The sequence below is a fragment of the Roseateles sp. GW821-FHT03B02 genome (genome assembly GCF_059421025.1).
This window is the reverse complement of sequence record NZ_JBWKUV010000001.1, coordinates 103377-121865: the sequence shown is the minus strand read 5'-3', so window position 1 is coordinate 121865 and position 18489 is coordinate 103377. Positions and strand designations below refer to the sequence as shown.

At 70.0% G+C, this 18489-nt stretch carries 14 protein-coding genes; 5 read left to right on the top strand and 9 right to left on the bottom strand.

The genetic code is table 11. The features are described from left to right. Nucleotides 1-48: 48 nt before the first annotated feature. From AC07VX_RS00525 to AC07VX_RS00505, 5 genes are all read left to right on the top strand, one after another. Nucleotides 49-1404 carry a hypothetical protein gene (locus AC07VX_RS00525; RefSeq protein ID WP_493163689.1) on the top strand — a complete coding sequence of 452 codons (1356 nt, stop codon included), beginning with the start codon at nt 49-51 and terminating at the stop codon, nt 1402-1404. Nucleotides 1405-1773: 369 nt separating this feature from the next. Then, nucleotides 1774-4923 (top strand): TonB-dependent receptor, encoded by a 3150-nt coding sequence (locus AC07VX_RS00520; RefSeq protein ID WP_493163690.1) that lies wholly within the window; start codon nt 1774-1776, stop codon nt 4921-4923. Nucleotides 4924-5016: 93 nt separating this feature from the next. Beyond that, the gene (locus AC07VX_RS00515; protein WP_493163691.1) at nt 5017-6849 is read left to right on the top strand and encodes a rhamnogalacturonan lyase; all 1833 of its coding nucleotides are present in this window, start codon (nt 5017-5019) and stop codon (nt 6847-6849) included. Beyond that, nucleotides 6846-7835: a hypothetical protein gene (locus tag AC07VX_RS00510; RefSeq protein WP_493163692.1), complete on the top strand. Its 990-nt coding sequence runs from the start codon at nt 6846-6848 to the stop codon at nt 7833-7835. Before AC07VX_RS00515 ends, AC07VX_RS00510 begins: the two co-directional genes overlap by 4 nt. After that, a complete protein-coding gene (locus AC07VX_RS00505; RefSeq protein ID WP_493163693.1) occupies nt 7835-10255 on the top strand; it encodes a glycosyl hydrolase 115 family protein in 2421 nt (806 codons plus the stop codon). Before AC07VX_RS00510 ends, AC07VX_RS00505 begins: the two co-directional genes overlap by 1 nt. A gap of 14 nt (nt 10256-10269) precedes the next feature. Here the strand turns inward: AC07VX_RS00505 and AC07VX_RS00500 are convergent, their stop codons facing one another. The 9 genes from AC07VX_RS00500 to AC07VX_RS00460 are packed head-to-tail and all read right to left on the bottom strand — an operon-like array spanning nt 10270 to nt 18462. After that, complete coding sequence (locus AC07VX_RS00500; protein WP_493163694.1) at nt 10270-11121, bottom strand: hypothetical protein; 852 nt, start codon at nt 11119-11121, stop codon at nt 10270-10272. Between the two features lie 42 nt (nt 11122-11163). Further along, entirely contained in the window at nt 11164-11928 is a 765-nt protein-coding gene (locus AC07VX_RS00495; RefSeq protein ID WP_493163695.1) for an alpha/beta hydrolase, read from the bottom strand. After that, on the bottom strand, nt 11925-12947 hold the full coding sequence (locus tag AC07VX_RS00490; protein WP_493163696.1) for a glycoside hydrolase family 43 protein: 1023 nt from the start codon (nt 12945-12947) through the stop codon (nt 11925-11927). Before AC07VX_RS00490 ends, AC07VX_RS00495 begins: the two co-directional genes overlap by 4 nt. 3 nt (nt 12948-12950) lie before the next feature. Continuing rightward, a complete protein-coding gene (locus tag AC07VX_RS00485; RefSeq protein ID WP_493163697.1) occupies nt 12951-13178 on the bottom strand; it encodes a hypothetical protein in 228 nt (75 codons plus the stop codon). Next, complete coding sequence (locus tag AC07VX_RS00480) at nt 13169-14044, bottom strand: polysaccharide deacetylase family protein (RefSeq protein ID WP_493163698.1); 876 nt, start codon at nt 14042-14044, stop codon at nt 13169-13171. Before AC07VX_RS00480 ends, AC07VX_RS00485 begins: the two co-directional genes overlap by 10 nt. After that, a complete protein-coding gene (locus AC07VX_RS00475; protein WP_493163700.1) occupies nt 14041-15873 on the bottom strand; it encodes a glycoside hydrolase family 2 protein in 1833 nt (610 codons plus the stop codon). Before AC07VX_RS00475 ends, AC07VX_RS00480 begins: the two co-directional genes overlap by 4 nt. Next, nucleotides 15870-17423 carry an alpha-N-arabinofuranosidase gene (locus AC07VX_RS00470; protein WP_493163701.1) on the bottom strand — a complete coding sequence of 518 codons (1554 nt, stop codon included), beginning with the start codon at nt 17421-17423 and terminating at the stop codon, nt 15870-15872. The genes AC07VX_RS00475 and AC07VX_RS00470 overlap by 4 nt, the downstream gene beginning before the upstream one ends. After that, on the bottom strand, nt 17420-18175 hold the full coding sequence (locus tag AC07VX_RS00465) for a DUF6250 domain-containing protein (protein ID WP_493163702.1): 756 nt from the start codon (nt 18173-18175) through the stop codon (nt 17420-17422). Before AC07VX_RS00465 ends, AC07VX_RS00470 begins: the two co-directional genes overlap by 4 nt. Then, nucleotides 18139-18462, bottom strand: coding sequence for an L-rhamnose mutarotase (locus AC07VX_RS00460; RefSeq protein ID WP_493163703.1), 324 nt, complete (start codon nt 18460-18462; stop codon nt 18139-18141). Before AC07VX_RS00460 ends, AC07VX_RS00465 begins: the two co-directional genes overlap by 37 nt. Between the last annotated feature and the right edge of the window lie 27 nt (nt 18463-18489).

Sequence of the window (18489 nt, the reverse complement as noted above, 5' to 3'; positions counted from 1 at the left end):
TGACACCACCGGCCCTAGAGTCGCCGCACCCTGAACCGGCATCCCGTCATGCGCACATCATCCTCACTGTTCATCGCCCTTGTGCTGAGCCTGACCCTGGCTCCCGCCTGGGCCCAGATCGGCCAGCGCTTCCCGTCGGAGAAGCGCGTCGTCAACGACCCCGTCACCGGCACGCCGTTGACCTTCCTGACGACGCAGCCGCGCGGCGACTCCAAGATCTACCCCAGCCACCCGCAGTGGACGGCCGACGGCCAGTGGCTGGTGTTCCGCTCCAACCGCGTGAAGGGCGAGGCCATCGCCGTCAATGAGGCCAGCGGCGAGATGGTGCAGGTCACCGAGGGCGGCTACGACGGCATGCTCAACCTCGCGCAGTCAGGCGGCAACCGGCTCTACTTCCTGCGTCCCGACCGGAAGGGGGCGCCGAAGGCCATGCAGGCCGTCGAGGTGGACCTGGACCGCGTCTTCGCCGACAGCAGGGCGGGCGTCATGAAGCCGGCCAGCAGCTACCAGCGCGTCATCGGCACGCTGCCGCCCGAGCTGGAAGCCGTGGGCGACAACGCGCTGGACGCGGACGGCCAGTGGTTCTACTTCCGCATCCAGGGCAAGGCCTATGCCGGCGCACGCCTGGCCCCGGGCGCCAAGATCGAGCCGCCCTTCGGCCCGCGCGGCATGGGCGCCGGCCCGCACGCCATCGGCAAGATCAACGTGCAGACCGGCGAGATCCGCCACGTCGTCTCCGTGCCCTTCCAGATCGGCCACATCCAGGCCAACCTGTGGAACCCGGGCGAGCTGGTGTTCAGCTGGGAGACCGGCGGCAAGTCGCCGCAGCGCACCTGGACGGTGAAGGGCGACGGCACGGGCCTGCGCCCGCTCTACCCCGAGGCGCCCTACGAGTGGGTCACGCACGAGGCCGTCATCGGCCGCGACGAGGTGGCGCTGGCCATCATGGGCCACCGCGCCATCCCGGGCGTCGCGGACGCCGGCCGCCCGGCCGGCACCGGCGTGGAGGGCGCCAACCCGGGCCAAGATGCCGCCTGGGGCGATGCCGGCACGCGCGAGAAGCCGACCGGCCTGGCCATCGTCAACTTGCGCACGCGCGAGGTGAGCCTGGTGGGCCAGACGCCCTCGGGCAGCGGGCTGTGGCATGTGCATGGTTCGCCGGACGGGCGTTTTGCGGTGGGCGACGACTTCAGCCGCAGCCTGTACCTGATCGACCGCCGGACGCGCGAAATGACGCTGCTGACGACTGGCCACAAGACGACGGCGCGCGACCATCCGCACCCCACGTTCAGCCCCGACGGCAAGAAGATCCAGATCCAGTCGGCCCTGCTGGCGGCGGACGGGCGCGAGATGAATATCTGCATCGTGCCGGTGCCCAAGGCCTGGTTGGAACGCCAGCCTTGAGAATCGGCGGTGGTCGAACTTCGATATTGGCGAAACTTTCGATAATTTAAATATAAGTATCTGAAATACTCAAATGAAAACCCGCGGCAAGCGGGTTTTTTCATGTTTGAAATCGAAGCCGAGGTATCGGGCGGGAAGCCGCTGCGGCCAGTGCCCACGGGCACTCAACGCTCAGCGGCCAGGCAGAGTAATCATCGACTTGATCGGATTGCGTCGTGTTCGAGGGTTTCTGCGGAGTTCAAGCAATCAAGGCCGTGATTCTTTGCTGTTGTGTGAACACAGCGCCAAACCCGGCCCCTAGACTGTCTTCGGGGCAATAAGGAGCGCCATTTCGAGCCCTCCCTGGTCGATATTCTGGAGACAGACAAAATGCTGAAGAAGATTCACGGCGGCACGCCGGTTTCGCGTTGGACACCGCTGGCCCTGGCCATTTCGGCAGCACTTGCCGGCCAGGCTCACGCCCAGCAGGCCGCAGCTCCGGCCGAGGCCGCCTCTGCGCCGGCGGCCGCCGACAAGGCCAAGACCCAGCAGCTCGACACCGTCACCGTCACCGGCATCCGCCGCTCCATCCAGAGCGCCATCGACCGCAAGCGCAACGGCTCGACGGTCAGCGACAGCATCGTCGCGGAAGACATCGACCAGTTCCCGGACAAGAACGTCGGCGAGGCGCTGTCGCGCATCACGGGCGTGCAGCTGTCGCGCCAGTTCGGTGAAGGCTCGCAGGTCTCCATCCGCGGCGTCGAGCCCGACCTGAACCGCGTGGAGATCAACGGCATGTCCGTGCTCGGCACCAACGGCGGTGCCGGCCGCGGCGCCGAGCTGCGCGAGCTGGCTTCGGAGCTGATCGCCTCCATCGACGTCATCAAGGGCTCCACCGCCGACCTGACCGAAGGCGGCATCGGTGGCACGGTGCGCATCAACACGCGCAAGCCGCTGGACTTCACCAAGACCACCGTCGCCGGCACGCTGGCCGCCGAGCAGGGCAGCCTGCGCGGGGGGCTGCAGCCGCGCGGCACGCTGCTGCTGGCCGACAAGTTCCTGGACGGCAAGCTCGGCCTGATGGCCAACCTCGTCTACGACAAGATCTACACGCGCGGCGACTTCTCGCGCAACACCTCCTGGGCCTTCCTGCGCGACTGGGACTTCTCGGCCGATAAGACCCTCACCAGCCTGAACGCCAACGCCGCGGCCGTGACGACCTCGGCCGGCTGCGCCGCGCTGACCAACACCACCGACCGCAACGCCTGCCTGTCCCAGTGGTTCGACTACTCGCCGCGCATCTCGCGCTACGGCATCTGGACGCGCGACCACAAGCGCAGCTCCGCCGAGCTGACGGCGCAATACCAGTTCACCAAGGAGTTCGACGCCTACGTGAGCTACCAGGCCAACAAGCAGGCCCAGCGGCTCAACGACATGAACTACGGCACCGACTTCTCGGCGGTGACGCGGCTGGCCTCGCCGGGCAACGCGCCGGTCTACCGCGCCGACGCCACGGTGCAGACGGCCGGCACCTGTGTGGCCGCGCCGACCACCACCACGCCGGCCGGCATGGTGGTGGAGAACCACCACGTCACGCAGTTCACCGCGGGCAACTGCCTGAACGTGGCCGGCCAGGGCGGCCAGGGCGCGTTCAGCACCTCGGCCCGTGACTTCGCGCTGGACATCGACTCTAAGTACACCACCGCCGGCTTCAAGTTCAAGAACAGCAGCTGGCGCGTCGAAGGCCTGCTGGGCGACTCCAAGTCCGACTACAAGAGCGAGAGCAACAACATCGTGCTCACGCAGAACGCGCCGGGTCTGGTCGTCAAGCTCGACGGCAACCACCTGCCGCAGTTCACCTTCCCGACGGCCTACAGCCCCGACAACGCCTCGTCCTATGTGCAGGCGCAGATGCAGTACCGCCCGTCCGCCACGCAGAACAAGGAGCGCCAGGGCAAGCTGGACTTCCAGTACAACTTCGACCACGCCTTCTTCCAGAGTCTGTGGTTCGGCGGCCAGATGCGCGAGTCCAGCTCGCGCCAGTACAACGGCGGCGGCTATCTGGTGCAGAACAACGGCAGCCTGACGGCCACCGACGAGGCGGTGGACATCAACGCCCGCACCGCCAACGTCAACCAGACCATCATCTGGGACCCGCTCTACACCGGCACGGCCCAGCGTCCCAACGACGCGCAGACCTACATCAACAGCGGCTTCAAGACCTCCTACGTGACCAGCGCGCGCATGCAGGAGATCGTCACCGCGATCCGCACCAAGTCGCCCGGCACCTTCATGGGCGGCTATGGCGACGTCTCCGGCGTGCCCGCCAACTGGACGTCGCCGAGCTATGCGGCCACCGCGGCCTCGGGCATCTTCGACACCAGCGACTTCTCGCACAAATACCTTTACAGCACGCCCGGCAACGACGGCAAGACCTATCCCCAGATCCCGGCCTTCGACATCACCGAGAAAGTCAAGGCCGGCTATGTGCGGCTGGACTGGGGCACCGAGGTCCTCGGCCTGCCGCTGGATGGCAACGTCGGCGTGCGCTACACCCGCACCGACGTGACCTCCACCGGCATCCGCACGGACCGCACCTGCAACCCGGCCACCGTGTCGAGCTGCTCGGTGCTCGTGAACAGCAACACCGTCGTGTCGCTCAGCAACAGCTACAACGACGTGCTGCCCAGCCTGAACGCCACGCTGCAGCTGATCAACGGCAAGCTGCTGGTGCGCGGCGGCGCGGCCAAGGTGATGGCGCGGCCGGCCATCGACCTGCTGGCGCCCAACGTCACCTGCACGACCGGCAGCGGCGACCCCGCCCGCGGCGGCGACGGCACCGACGACTGCACGGCCGGCAACCCCGACCTCAAGCCCTATCGCGCCACCAAGTACGACCTTAGCGTGGAGTACTACCCCAGCCGCGACACGCAGCTGAGCCTGGCCACCTTCCGCACCGACATCGGCACCTATGTCCGCAAGGGCATCGTGAACCGGGGGGTCAATTTCTACGGCGACGGTCGTATCTTCGACGTGACCCAGGCCATCAACGGCGAGGGTGCCAAGACGCGGGGCATCGAACTGGCCGGCCGCACAGCGCTGTCCTTCCTGCCGGGCTTCCTGGCCAACTTCGGCGTGGATGCCAACTACACCCGCATGAGCTTCAGCTACGCCCAGGGCAATGAGCTCATCAGCCCGCTGGACAACTCGGTCCTGCCGTATCCCGGCCTGTCGAAGAACTCCTACAACCTGGGCCTGTGGTACGACGACGGCAACTTCAACGCCCGCCTGGCCTACGCCTACCGCGACAAGTACTACACCGGCAACAACGACGTGTCCGGCAACCCGAACTTCAGCGACAAGACCGGCTATCTGGACGCCAAGATCCAGTGGAAGGCGACGAAGAACTTCACGCTGGCCCTGGAAGCCAAGAACCTGACCAACCAGGCCGAGCTGACCTACGCCGGTGACCTGAGCCGCCCCAACGAGCTGGCCTGGTCGGGCCGCCGCTACTACGTCACGCTGGGCTACAAGCTCTGACCTGATTGACCTCCGGGCCGGCATGGCCTCCGAAGTTGCGCTGCACGCGCGCCGGCCCCCGCTCCTGCTGGGGCCGTTTTTTTATCAGCCACCATGAATCCTCTGCGTCATCTTGTCATCTGCTGCACGCTGCTGGCCGGCCTGGCCCAGGCCCAACCCAGGCAGATGGAGAGGCTCGACCGCGGCGTCGTCGCGCTGACGACCTCGTCCGGCGTCTTCGTTAGCTGGCGGCTGCTGGGCACCGAGCCGGCCGGCGTGCGCTTCAACGTCTACCGTGACGGCCGGCGCCTCAGCCGCGACCCGCAGGCGCTGACCAACCTCATGGACGCCCAGGGGCGGGCCGACAGCCTCTACACCGTGCGCGCCGTCGTCGACGGCCACGAGCAGGCCGCCTCCGCCGCCGTGGTGCCCTGGCGCCAGCCCTACCTGCGCGTGCCGCTGCAAAAGCCCGAAGGCGGCGTGACGCCCGACGGCGTGGCCTACCGTTACGAAGCCAACGACGGCGCTGCCGCCGACCTCGACGGCGACGGCCAGTACGAGCTCATCGTCAAGTGGCAGCCGACCAACGCCCACGACAACTCGCACAAGGGCTACACCGGCCCCACGCTGATCGATGCCTATAAGCTCGACGGCACGCGGCTGTGGCGCATCGACCTCGGCCCCAACATCCGCGCCGGTGCCCACTACACCAGCTTCCTTGCCTACGACTTCGACGGCGACGGCAAGGCCGAGGTGATGCTGAAGACGGCGGACGGCACCGTGGATGGCGCGGGCCAGGTGATCGGCGACGCCAAGGCGGACTACCGCAACGCCGCCGGCTATGTGCTGGCCGGCCCCGAGTTTCTGACCGTCTTCAACGGCCGGACCGGTGCCGTCATGGCCACCGTGCCCTACGCGCCGCCGCGCGGCGACGTGAGCGCCTGGGGTGATGCCTACGGCAACCGCGTGGACCGCTTCTTGGCCGGCGTGGCCTACCTGGACGGCCAGCGCCCCAGCGCCGTGTTCTCGCGCGGCTACTACACCCGCGCCGTGCTGGCGGCCTGGGACTGGCGCGACGGCAAGCTCACCCCACGCTGGATATTCGACAGCGACAGCGACGAAGCGAGCAAGCCCGCCGCCGGCCAAGGCGCCCACTGGTTCGCCGTGGCCGACGTGGACGGCGACGGCCGTGACGACATCGTCTACGGCGCCGCCACCATCGCCAGCCACGGCAAGCTGCTCTACAGCACGGGCCTGTGCCATGGCGACGCGCTGCACGTCAGCGCCTTCGACCCGGCGCGTGAAGGCCAGCAGATCTTCATGGTCCACGAGACGCCACGCTGCTATGGCGAGCACGGCCTGGAGATGCACGACGCGGCCACCGGCAAGCTCCTGTGGAGCATGTCGGGCCAGAACAGCGACGTCGGCCGCGGCGTCTGCTTCGACATCGACCCCGCCTGGCCCGGCGCCGAATGCTGGGGCTCGGTCGGCGGCCTGATGAGCGCGGGTGGCAAGCTCATCAGCGACAAGCACCCCAACCGCTACAACTTCGCCGTCTGGTGGGACGGCGACCTGCTGCGCGAATCGCTGGACCATGTGTCCATCGACAAGTGGAACCCCGCCGCCTTCAAGTTCGAGAACCTGCTCAACGGCAAGGCGTTCGGTGCCGCGTCCAACAACGGCACCAAGGGCAACCCGGTGCTGTCGGCCGACCTGTTCGGCGACTGGCGCGAGGAGGTCGTCTGGCGCAACGAGGACAGCACGGCGCTGCTGATCTTCTCGACCGCCCTCCCCACCGAACACCGGCTGGTGACGCTGATGCACGACCCGCAGTACCGCGTGCAGGTGGCCAACCAGAACGCCGGCTACAACCAGCCGCCGCACACCAGTTTTCACCTGGGCCACGGCATGAAGCCGCCGCGCTACCTGCCCATCACCACGCCATGAAGCTCGTCGCCCTGCTCCTGCTTGCCTTGCTGACGGGCTGCGCCGGCGTCGAACCCGCGCCGCGGCCGCTGTACCGCGACCCGGTGCTGGACGGCGCGGCCGACGTGGCCCTGGTCTTCAACCGCGGCATGAAGCGCTGGGAGATGTTCTACACCAACCGCCGCGCCACGCTGCGGCTGGGCGATCCCAAGGACGTCAGCTGGGTACACGCCACGCCCATCGGCATGGCCACCACCAACGACGGCAACCACTGGCGCGCCGCCGGCGAGGCGAAGTTCCCGGCCGAATGCACCGGCGCCACGCTGTGGGCGCCCGAGATCCAGGACTTCGACGGTACCTACCACCTGTGGCTGACCATCGTGCCCGGTGTGCACAAGAGCTGGACCGGTGAGCGCCGCATCGAGCACCTGACCAGCACCGACCTGCGCACCTGGACCTGTGCCGGCCGCGTGGACCTGGGCTCGTCCAAGGTCATCGACGCGGCCGTCATCCGCGCGCCGCAAGGCGGCTGGCGGATGTGGTTCAAGGACGAGCAGGGCGGCAGCAAGCTCAAGGTGGCCGACAGCCCCGACCTCAAGACCTGGACCGTGCGCGGCCCGGTGAGTCAGTTGCCCGGCGAAGGCCCCACCGTCTTTCAGTTCGCCGACAAGTGGTGGTTGGTGGCCGACCTGTGGAGGGGCCTGCTGGTGCTGCGCTCCGACGACGCGCTGAACTGGGAGGAGCAGCCCGCGCGGCTGCTGGCCGACATCGGCCAACACCCTACCGACCGTGCCAAGGGCCAGCACCCCGGCGTCACCGTCGTCGACGGCCGCGCCTACCTCTTCTACTTCACGCACCAGGGCGGCGAGCCCGAGGCGAAAGCGGACGACCGCTGGCACCAGCGCACCGTCATCCAGGTGGCCGAGCTGACAGTGAAGGACGGCTGGCTGAGCGTGGACCGCAACGCGCCGCCGCCGGACCTGCGCGCAGCCTTCAAGGCCCGTTGATGCGCGCGCTGCTGTCGGCCCTGCTGTTGAGCCTGGCCGGCGCGGCGCACGCAGGGCTGTCCGTCGACACGCGCGCCACGCCCGGCAGCCTGCCGCTGGACGGCGCCGTCATCGTCGCGGCGCCCGATGCCGACCCGCTCGAAGCCTTTGTCGCCCGCGACCTGGCTGACGACCTGAAGCGCCTGGGCCTGCGCGTCGGTGCCGGCGGCAAGGGGGCGGTGGAGATCTGGGTCGGCACGGCCGGCCGCCACCCGCGCATCGACGCCGCGAAGCTCGATCTCGGCCAACTCAAGGGTTGCTGGGAATGCTTCCAGATCGCCCTGCTGCGCGACCCCGCGCCCGGCGTGAAACAGGCCCTCGTCATCGCCGGCGCCGACCGCCGCGGCACGGCCTATGGGGTCTACACCCTGAGCCAGGCGCTGGGCGTGTCGCCCTGGCACTGGTGGGCCGATGTCGCGCCGCTCCGACGCGGCCCGCTGTACCTCAGCCTCGACGCCCCGCTGCATGACGGCCCCGCGGTGAAGTACCGCGGCCTCTTCATCAACGACGAGGACTGGGGCCTCTTCCCCTGGGCCGCGCGCACCTTCGAGCCCGAGGCCGGCACCCTCGGCCCGCGCACCTACGAGCAGGTCTTCCGGCTGCTGCTGCGCCTGAAGGCCAACACGCTGTGGCCGGCCATGCACCAGGTCTCGGGCGCCTTCAACGCCGACCCGCGCAATGCGGCGCTGGCCCAGCGCTACGGCATCGTCATGGGCTCGTCCCACGCCGAGCCGCTGCTGCGCAACAACGTGGCCGAGTGGCGCGCGCCGCACGAGCAATACAACTACGCCACGCATCCTGAGCAGGTGCGCGATTACTGGGCCGAGCGGCTGAAGACGAACGGCCGCTACGACAACCTCTACACGCTGGGCATGCGCGGCATCCACGACAGTGGCATGCAGGGCCCCGGCTCAGCGGCCGAGAAGCAGGCCTTGCTGGGCCGGGTGATTGCCGACCAGCGCGAGCTGCTGGCCCGGCATGTGGGCGACCCTGCCGCGCTGCCGCAGGTCTTCGTGCCCTACAAGGAAGTGCTGCCGTTATTGCCCGGCCTGGCCCTGCCCGACGACGTGACCCTGGTCTGGCCCGACGACAACTTCGGCTACGTCCGCCAGCTCCCGGACGCCACGCAGGCGCAGCGCCCGGGCGGCTCCGGCGTGTACTACCACCTGAGCTACCTCGGCGCGCCGCTGTCCTATCTTTGGCTGTCCACCACGCCCCCCGCCCTGGTGGCCGAGGAAATGGGCCGCGCCTTCGACGCCGGCGCGCAGCGCCTGTGGATGACCAACGCCGGCGACATCAAGCCCCATGAGGTCAACCTCAGCCACTGGTTCGAGCTGGCCTGGAACCCGGCTGCCGTGCGCGCCCAGGGCCAGCCGGCCTGGCTGCGCGGGCTGGCGCTGCGGCTGTTCGGCGTCGCCGACGTGGGCGCGATCTGGGACGGCTACTACCGCCTCAACTTCGAGCGCCGCCCCGAGCATCTGCAGTACCACCTGCCCGGCGAGAAGCCGCGCCGCAGCGCGCTCCCGGCGGCGGTGGTGAACGAGCGTCTGGGCCGCTTCGCACAACTGCTGGCCGCGCTGGACGCCGTGCGCCCCCGCATCGCCGCCGCGCAGCGCGACGGCTTCTTCCAGCTCGTCGAGTACCCGCTGCGTGCCTCGGCGCTGGCCAACGAGCGCTTCTTCGCGCTGGAGCGCTATGCCGCGACGCTGGAGCGCGACCCTGCCGGTGCCCGCCGCCTGGCGGCGCAGGCCGTGCGCGCGGACTTGCGCCTGAAGGCCCTGACCGCGCGCTACAACGCCGGCCGCTGGGCCGGCATGCTGGCCGAGGAGCCCGCTGACGGGCTCTGGGCCGGCTACCGCCTGCAGGCGCCGCTGCTGCCGGCGCCCGGCCTGGGCGGTGTGGCGCCCGATGCCCTGCGCGGCCTCGCCAGCGCCGCGGCCGATCTGGCAACGGTGGCGCCGGCCGAGCCAGCGCCCGTCGCGCTGTCTGTCGCCGCGGCCGAAGGTTGGCGCCTGGTTCCCGGCCTGGGCCGGGGGGAGGGTGTGCTGGCCGCGCGGCAGCCGGGAGCCACGCTGGCGCTGGTGGGCGACCCGGCCGGCGACGCCAGCTGCCTGCGTGTTCATGTGTTGCCGACCTATCCGCTGCAGGCCGGCGAGGCCTGGCAGTCCGAGCTGCTGTTCGACGGCCAGCGCCACGCACTGCGCTGGCCGCGCGGCGCGCAGGACGCGGCCTGGGCTCAGGGCGTGCTGGCCAACCGCCTGACCGCCACGCTGACGCTGCCCGAGCGCGCCGCCGGCCCCTGGCGCCTGCAGCTCAGGGCCTTGCAGCCCGACCTGATGTTCGATGGCGCCGAGCTGCAGCCCGGTGCCTGCCGGCCCTGATCACCACGGAGCGGCTACAGGTCTTTCGTCCCCTGTGCCGCCAGCCCCCGCCATGCCGCCATCGTCCGCGCCGTGCGGCTCGGCGGCGCCGGCGCGCGGCCCGGCAGCAGCTGGTCCATGGCCAGCAGCGTGCGGGCCAGGAAGGGCAGGGCGAACACCAGCGGCTGCGCCATCAGGCGCAGGGCTTCAGGCGTGCCGGCCTGGAAGTGCATCAGCTGATGGACGGAGAAAGGCAGCGTGTGCACATGCTGCGAAAGCTGCATCGTGACGGCCTCGTGCCAGTCGGCGTCCACGCCGCTCATCTCGCAGCGCTGATGCCGGCTCAGGTGGAAGTCCGGCGGGTCGTTGCGCCGCAGGCGCAGGCGCAGCGCCTGCTGCTGCTCGGCCGGCAGCGAGGCCATGTGCTCGTGCGCTTCCAGCGCCAGCTGCAGCCGCGCGGCGTCGGCCCGGATGCCGGCGACGGCCGGGTCGGTCGAGCCGATGCGGGCCAGGATCTTCAGGCGGCGCGTCGCGTCGTGCAGCTCCCACAGGCGGATGCGGAAGCCACGCTCATCCTCCGTGACCGTCTGCCCCGCGATGTACTCGAAGGCGTCGTGGGCTTCGATGACGCAGCGTGCCACGGCGCTCATGGAGGGCAGGTCCCACGGCTCGCCGGGCATGGCCTGGGCCGGGGCGGGCGCCAGCCGCCGCAGCGCGATGCAGTGCGCCAGCAGCTTGACGAAGATCTGCTCGCCGTAGCTGGCGTGGGGCGCCCCCAGGGTGATACCCGTCAGCGCTGCCGATACGGCCTTGCCGTGCTCTAGCACGGCGTCGAACTCGCGGACCTTGGTCCGGTAGTCGCTCCAGGTGTTGATGGCTTCCAGCATGCGCGGCCCGTGGTTCTGATGGGCGTGCAGGGTAACGAAGTCTCAGCCCAGCCGGATCTCCAGCCATCGGGCGGCGAGCGCCGGCCACTGGCCGTGCGTGCCCTCCAGGGCCCGCAGCGCGAAGCCGTGCTCAGCCTGCGGGAAGACATGGGCCTCCACGTCCAGCCCCCGCTGCTGCGCGGTGGCGACGAGGTTGAGCGCATGGGCGACCGGCACGATGGGGTCGTGCAGCGCGTAGGCCAGGAACACCGGGCAGCGCGGCAGGCCGTGCGGCTCGCTGGCGATGCCGATGGGCCAGGCGTCGTAGAAGGCCTGTTTCTCGGGCGGCGTGAAGTCGGGCTTGCCCGGCGGGAACTTGTGGTCGCGGTGGTTGGCGTTGATCGGCGCGTAGGCGATCACGGCGCCTGCGCAATCCCGCTGGCAGGCCATGACGCCCGCCAGGTGCCCGCCGGAGGACAGGCCCACGTGCAGCAGCGGCAGCGGCGGCAGCGTGGCGAGGTGGTCCAGCGCCCGCAGGCCGTCCTGCAGCGCGATGTCGAAGGGGTGGCCGTCCTGGCCGGGCAGGCGATGGACCAGCACGTAGGTATCCAGCCCCAGCGTGTTCAGCCATTGCGCGATCTCGACGCCCTCCTTGTCGTGCATCAGCTGCAGATAGCCGCCGCCGGCGTAGACGACGGCCCGGCCACGCGCCGGGGCGGGCGACGGGTAGGCATGCAGCTCTGCACGGGTGGGGCGGCGGCAGATGCGGTCGGGCGCCTGGCCCTCGAAGACGTTGGGCTCGCCCGCCGACAAGGCGATCACGGTCATGGCGTCTCCTTCAGCGGCAGGCCGAAGTCGGGCATGCCGTCGGCCGTGAAGGCGAGCGGCTGCACGCGCGTCGCGCGGCCGGTGTCGCGCAAGGGGTCACCCTCGATGTCGCGGTAGTTGCGGGCGTGGAAGACGTTCAGCACCGTGCCGTCCGGCTCGACGAGGAAGCTGTTGTGGCCAGGGCCGTACTGGCCGTTCTCGGGGCTGCTGACGAACACCGGGCCGGGTGACTTGTGCCAGCTCTTCGCGTCCAGCAGGTCGGCGCTCTCGTCCGCCCAGAGCAGGCCCAGGCAGTACTCGGCGCCGGTGCCGGCGGCCGAGTAGGTCATGAAGACACGGCCGCGGTGCACGAGCACCGCGGGCGCCTCGTTGACGCTATGGCGCACCTTCTCCCACGCGTACTCGGGCTGGCTGAGGCGCACCTGCGGGCCTTCCAGCTCGGTGGGGCTCTTCATGCGCGAGAGGTAGATGTCGGTGCTGTGGTTCTTCTTCGCCGGGTCGGTCTGTGCCCAGGCCAGGTAGCGCCTGCCGCGGTGCTCGAAGACCGTGGCGTCCAGCGTGAAGCTTTCCCACGCGGTCTTGATCTGGCCGCGCTCGGTCCACTCGCCCTGCAAGGGGTCGGCGCTGGCGTTCTCCAGCACCCACAGGCGGATCTTCCAGGGCTCCTTCGCCTCGCCGGCGCTGAAGTAGATGAACCAGCGGCCGTCGATGCGATGCAGCTCGGGCGCCCAGATGTGGCGGCTCATGGGGCCGCTGTCGTGCCGGCGCCAGACGACCTGGGCCTCGGCCGTCGCCAGGCCCGCGACCGAGCGCGCGCGGCGCAGCTCCAGCCGGTCGTACTCGGGCACGGTGGCCATCAGGTAGACCCAGTCGCCGTGGCGCAGCATCTGCGGGTCGGCGCGCTGGGCGACCAGCGGGTTGGGCCAGGCGGCCGGCGGGGTCTGGGCGAGGGCGGGCAGGGCCGGCGCCAGCAGTGCGGCGGCCAGCAGTTGGCGCCGGTGGAGGAGGGAGGCAGACATGGTTCAGGGCAGTCGGTAGAACTCGGCTTCGACGATGGACAGCACGCCGCGGCCGGCGTCGGTGTCGACGATTTTCTGGTTGGCGACTTCGGTGTCAGCGGTGGCGGCACCGCCCTGGGCGTCGCCGGCGTGCAGGCGCCAGCCGGGGTTGAAGTTGTAGACCTCGCGGGCGGCCTGGGCTGGCAGGGCGAGCGCCGCCAGCAGGGCCAGGGTGATGCGGATCAGCGGCATAAGGCCTTGGGGTCCAGGCTGTCGGCAGGTGCATGCGCGGGCAGGCCGGTGCCGCGCGCACGGGCCTCGCGGGTGATGAGGCTGCCGCCGCCGAAGCGGGCATAGGCCGGGTCGGCCTGGGCCTGCGCCAGCGGTACGAAGCGCACGCCCGCGGCTTGCAGCCGGCGCAGCACCTCGGGCAGCGTGGCGGCGCTGAAGGCGCCCATGTGGGTGAGCAGCACGAAGGGGATGTCGCGGCCGAACACGGCCTGCGAATCGGCGCGCGCCCGGGCCAGACCGGCATCGACGCCGCGCAGGTAATGCGCCGTCATCGCCGCCACCGCGGCATCGTCGCCCGCCGCCTTGCAGCGCGCGTAGGCGTCGGTGTAGTCCCAGTCGGAGAAGGCCAGGCTGACGTCGGCCACGCGGTAGCCGCGTGACTTCAGGAAGGCCAGCGCCGCGTCGCGCCGCTCGCCGTCACCGACCGACAGATTGGGGTAGCGGAACCAGCGCCAGTCGGCCCCGGCCATGTGCTTTTCGAGCAGCGGTTCGCCCGCCGCCACGTCGGCCGTCCAGGTATCCAGCGCCGCCGCCCTGGCCAGGTTCATGTGGCTGAAGGTGTGGTTGCCCAGCGGGTGGCCGGCCTGGCGCCAGGCGGCGAGCACGGCGTCGCCCTCGGCCTCGGCCCCTCTGGCGTTGACGAAGCCCCAGGCCTCGGTGACGCCGAACGCCGCGAACGCGCTGAGGTGGGCCTGGGCGACCTGCAGGCGCGTTACGCCCGGCGGCAGCTTGCCGTGCACCGGCAGGTCGTCCACCGTGATGGCCACGTCGAAGGCCTGCGCCGTCGACGCGAGCCCGATCAGCAGCGCCGCCAGTACGTGCTTCATTTCGGCAGCGCCTCGTAGTGCCGGGCCAGCACGTCGAAGGCCAGCTTGCGCTGCCCCGTCTCGGAGATCAGGCCCTTGCGGTTCCAGCCCTGCTGGAAGACCGGATGCTCGCGGCGCGGCGAGCGGAAGTCCTTCAGCACCCAGGGCGACAGGCCGCGCAGCGTGGGCACCTGGGCGGCCATCGCGAGCGTGGCCCGGTAGTAGTCGGCCTGGTAGTCCTCGCTGAACTTGCGGCGCAGCGCGGGGTCGCGGAAACCCGCCTGCGCGTCGGCGCCGAACTCGGAGAACAGCAGGGGCTTGTCCGCCGGCAGCTCCCAGCGCAGCCTGGGGACGGCGTCCAGCGTGTCGTCGCCGTACCAGCCCGCATAGGTGTTGACGGCGATGACGTCGAGCTCCTTCAGCAGCGGGTCGGCCAGGCGGATGGTGTCGCCCTGGCGTTCCACCAGCAGCGCAGCGCTGACGAGGCGGCTCGGGTCCAGCGCGCGCACGGTGGCGGCGAGGGCGGCGTGGAAGCGCGTGCGGTTGTCGGCCACGGGCGTCTCGTTGCCGATGCTCCACAGCACCAGGGCCGCGCGGTTGCGGTCGCGGTAGATCGTCTCGGCCTGCATGCGGCGGGCCTTGTCCAGCACGGCGGGGCTGTCCCAGTCCACGGTCCAGTAGACCGGGATCTCGCTCCACACCAGCAGCCCCAGCTCGTCGGCCGCGCGCAGCAGGGTCTCGTTGTGCGGGTAGTGGGACAGGCGCACGTAGTTGCCGTGCAGGCCGTTCTTCACTTCGCCGAGCAGCCGGCGGGCGGCGGCGGCGTCGAGGCGGCGCGCGGGGTTGGGGCCGATCTCCTCCTCGTGGATGGAGATGCCGCGCAGGAAGACGGGCTGGCCGTTCAGCAGGATGTCGCTGCCGCGCACGGCGATCGTGCGCAAGCCGATGCGATCGCGCACGTGGTCGCCGCCGGTGATCTCGAAGTCCACGTCGTAGAGCGTCGGCGCTTCGGGCGACCAGCGCTTCAGCGATGCGGGTGCGGCGGTGTCGAAGCGGGCTTCGCCGTGGGCATCGGTGCGGGCCTGCAGCGTGACGCCCAGCGCGACGATGCGCAGGCTGACCGCCTGGTTGCCTGCCTGCGGGCCGTTGAGCTGCAGACTGCCGATGAGGTGGCCGTCGTCGGTCAGGCGCAGCGTGGCGTCGTCGATGAAGGTGGCGGGGGTCTGGATCAGTTGCACCGGCCGCGTGATGCCGCCGTAGAGATCCCAGTCGGTGATCTCGCCGGGGATGGTCTGCGCGTCGTGCTTGGAATCCACGCCGACGACGAGACGGTTGCCCGCGGCGCGCAGTGTGTCGGTCACCTCGACGACGAAGGGCGTGAAGCCACCCTCGTGCTGGGCGACGGCCTTGCCGTTCAGGTAGACCATGGCGCGGTAGTTCACCGCCTCGAAGCGCAGGAAGCTGCGCTGGCCCGGCGTCACCGCGGCATCGAAGCAGCGCTGGAACCAGATCAGCCCGTCGTACCAGCGCAGCTCGGGCACGGCCGAGTTCCACGCGCCGGGCAGTTCCATCGTCGGGCCGCGGTCGAGGTCGAACTCGAAGAAGGTCGGGCCGGGCTTCTTCTCCTCGGTCGCCACGTCCACGTCGCGGAAGCGCTGCATGCGCGACTTGGCGACCCAGCCGTTGATGTCGGTCAGGCTGGTGCGGTAGTAGTCCTTGGAATAGGTCCAGCTGCCGCCTAGGTCCTGTGCGGCGCTGCGGGCCGTCAGCAGCAGCGGCGGGCGCAGCGCGTCGGCGGCGGAGGCGGTGCCGGCGACGAGGGCCAGCAGGCAGAGGAGACGACGGATCATGGTTGCACCTCGATGACCAGCACGGACTTGGCAGGCAGCGTCATCACGAGCCGTCCGTCCTTGGCCTCGGCCTTGAAGGGCTGGGGCTTGACGTGGTCCGGCGCGTCGAAGCGGTTCTCGGCATCCATCGTCGCGGCGGTCAGCAGCTGGCCGATCGCGGCGCGCACACCCTGGCCGCCGACGGCGAGCTGCAGCGGCAGCGGCTGGTTGGGGTTGGTGTTGGTCAGGCTGAGGATGAGCTTGCCGTCGGCGCCCCTGGCCGCGCTCGCGCTGAGCGCGGGGATGCTGTACTTGCCCAAGGTGTAGTCGGGCACGCCGGCCAGCTGCACGGGCAGCGACGTCGCGTCCATGAACGGCAGGTGCATCGCGAACGCGTAGTAGCTGGGCGTCAGCACCATGCGTTCCTTGTCGGTCACGATCATGGCCTGTAGCACGTTGACCATCTGCGCGATGTTGGCCATCTTCAAGCGGTCGGCGTGGCGGTGGAACACATGGAAGTGCAGGGCCGCCAGCACCGCGTCGCGCAGCGTGTTGCGCTGGACCAGGAAGCCGGGGTCGGTGCCGGGCTCGGGGTCGTACCAGCTGCCCCACTCGTCGAAGTAGATGGCGACTTTCCTGGCCGGGTCGTTGCGGTCCAGGATCTCGCGATGCTTGGCGAGGTAGCCGTCGATGGTCTGCGGCACGGCCAGCGTGGAGATCCATTCGGCCTCTGGGAAGCCGGCGGCCGAGCCCTTCTTCTTCCAGTCGCGCGTGGGCAGCGAGTACTGGTGGTGGGTCACCGCGTCCATGCGGCCCTTGATCTCGGCGCTCAGCGTCTCGACCCAGTTCAACTCCAGCTCCTGGCCGCCGCTGGCGACGAGCTTGGGCCGGTTGCCGCGCGGTGCCTTGGCGAAGGTGGACCAGTGCTTGTAGAGCTCGGCGTAGTAGCTCGGCTTCATGTTGCCGCCGCAGCCCCAGCTCTCGTTGCCGATGCCCCAGTACTGGATTTTCCAGGGCTTGTCGCGGCCGTTGGCGCGGCGCTCGCGGGCCAGCGCCGTGTCGCCCTCGGCGGTCAGGTACTCCAGCCACTGCGCCATCTCAGGCACCGTGCCGGAGCCGAGGTTGGCGTTGATGTAGACCTCGGTGCCCAGCTGCTCGGCCAGGTCCATGAGCTCATGCGTGCCCACCGTGTTGGGTTCGATGAAACCGCCCCAACTGGTGTTCACGCGCGGCGGGCGCTGCGACTGCGGGCCGATGCCGTCGCGCCAGTGGTACTCGTCGGCGAAGCAGCCGCCGGGCCAGCGCACGACGGGCATCTTGATGGCCTTGAGTGCGCCCACCACGTCGCTGCGCCAGCCGCGCACGTTGGGGATCTTGCTGTCAGGGCCCACCCACAGGCCGCCGTAGATGCCGCTGCCGAGATGCTCGGCGAACTGGCCGTAGATCTGGCGCGCGATGACGGGGCCGGGCTTGTCGGCCTGGATGTTCAGCTTGACAGGCTCCGCCGCGTGAGCAGCGATCGACGTCATGGAACTGAAGGCGAGGCTGAGCGCGGGGAGCAGGTGTTTCATTGGCAGCGGAATATTTGGAAGTCTCTGATCTGCAATCGGCTCGCTGTTGTCCTCAGCGCGAAGTAGCCGTGCAGGCGTGGATTGGCGTCGGCGCGCGCGAAGAGCTCGTTGCCGTCGACGCGCCAGCGAAGGTGAACGGGGTCCGCGGCGGTGGGTTGACGCGAAACGATCTCGATGCTGAGCGGTTTGCCGGCGTGCAGACGGGTCTGCGGCGTCATGGGCTGCTCGCCGGGATCGGCGATGGGACCGTCTGCGAAGCCGGTCAGCAGGCGGCGCTCGCTGCCGGTGTACAGGCGCAGTCGCGTCGTCGTATTGGCGTTGGCGCCGAAGCCCGCGTAGTAGCCGGGCAGTGTGTCGTAGCTGGCGAACTTGCCGCTGCGCGGTTGGGGCGCGCCGCCGTCGGCCTCCAGCGCGTTCCAGAACATGTTGAGGTCCGAGAGGCGGCCGGCATGCGCGCCGGCGCTGGCCGGCGCGGGCAGGGCCACGGCGGTGAAGCGGATCGCGTAATCGCCGGAGAGCGGCTCGCGCCACCACAGCGACAGGCCGGCCGGCGTGGCGATGTCCAGCACGCCGTTGGCCGCGTTGACGAGGGCGCGCGCGTCCTCGGCCTCCAGCCGCCAGCGCGCGAGGCCGGCGTGGAAGTCGTCAGCGGCGACCTGCTCCAGCTTGCGCGGCGCCTCGCACCAGGCCGCTGCCAGCAGCGGCGCGGCGAGGATCAGCCCGCAAAGTGGAAGACGGAGGGCAGGTCCCATTGGCGCGGCTTGTTGTCGGGCTCCACCTCCATCAGCGGGGCCATGTAGTCCCACCAGCGGCGCATGACGGGCAGCGTGGGCAGTTCGTCGATGGGGTAGCCGGGCTTGAGCTTGAGGACCGCGAACAGGCTCAGCGTGCTCTCGTCCAGGAAGATGGAGTAGTCATGGATGCCGGCGCCGCGCAGCGCCTCGGCCAGGTCGGGCCACAGCTCGTCGTGGCGGCGTCGGTACTCGGCCACCACGCCGGGTTTGAGCTGCATCTTGAAGGCGCGGATGTCGTCGGTCATCGAAGTGGGTCTCCTGATCACATGAAA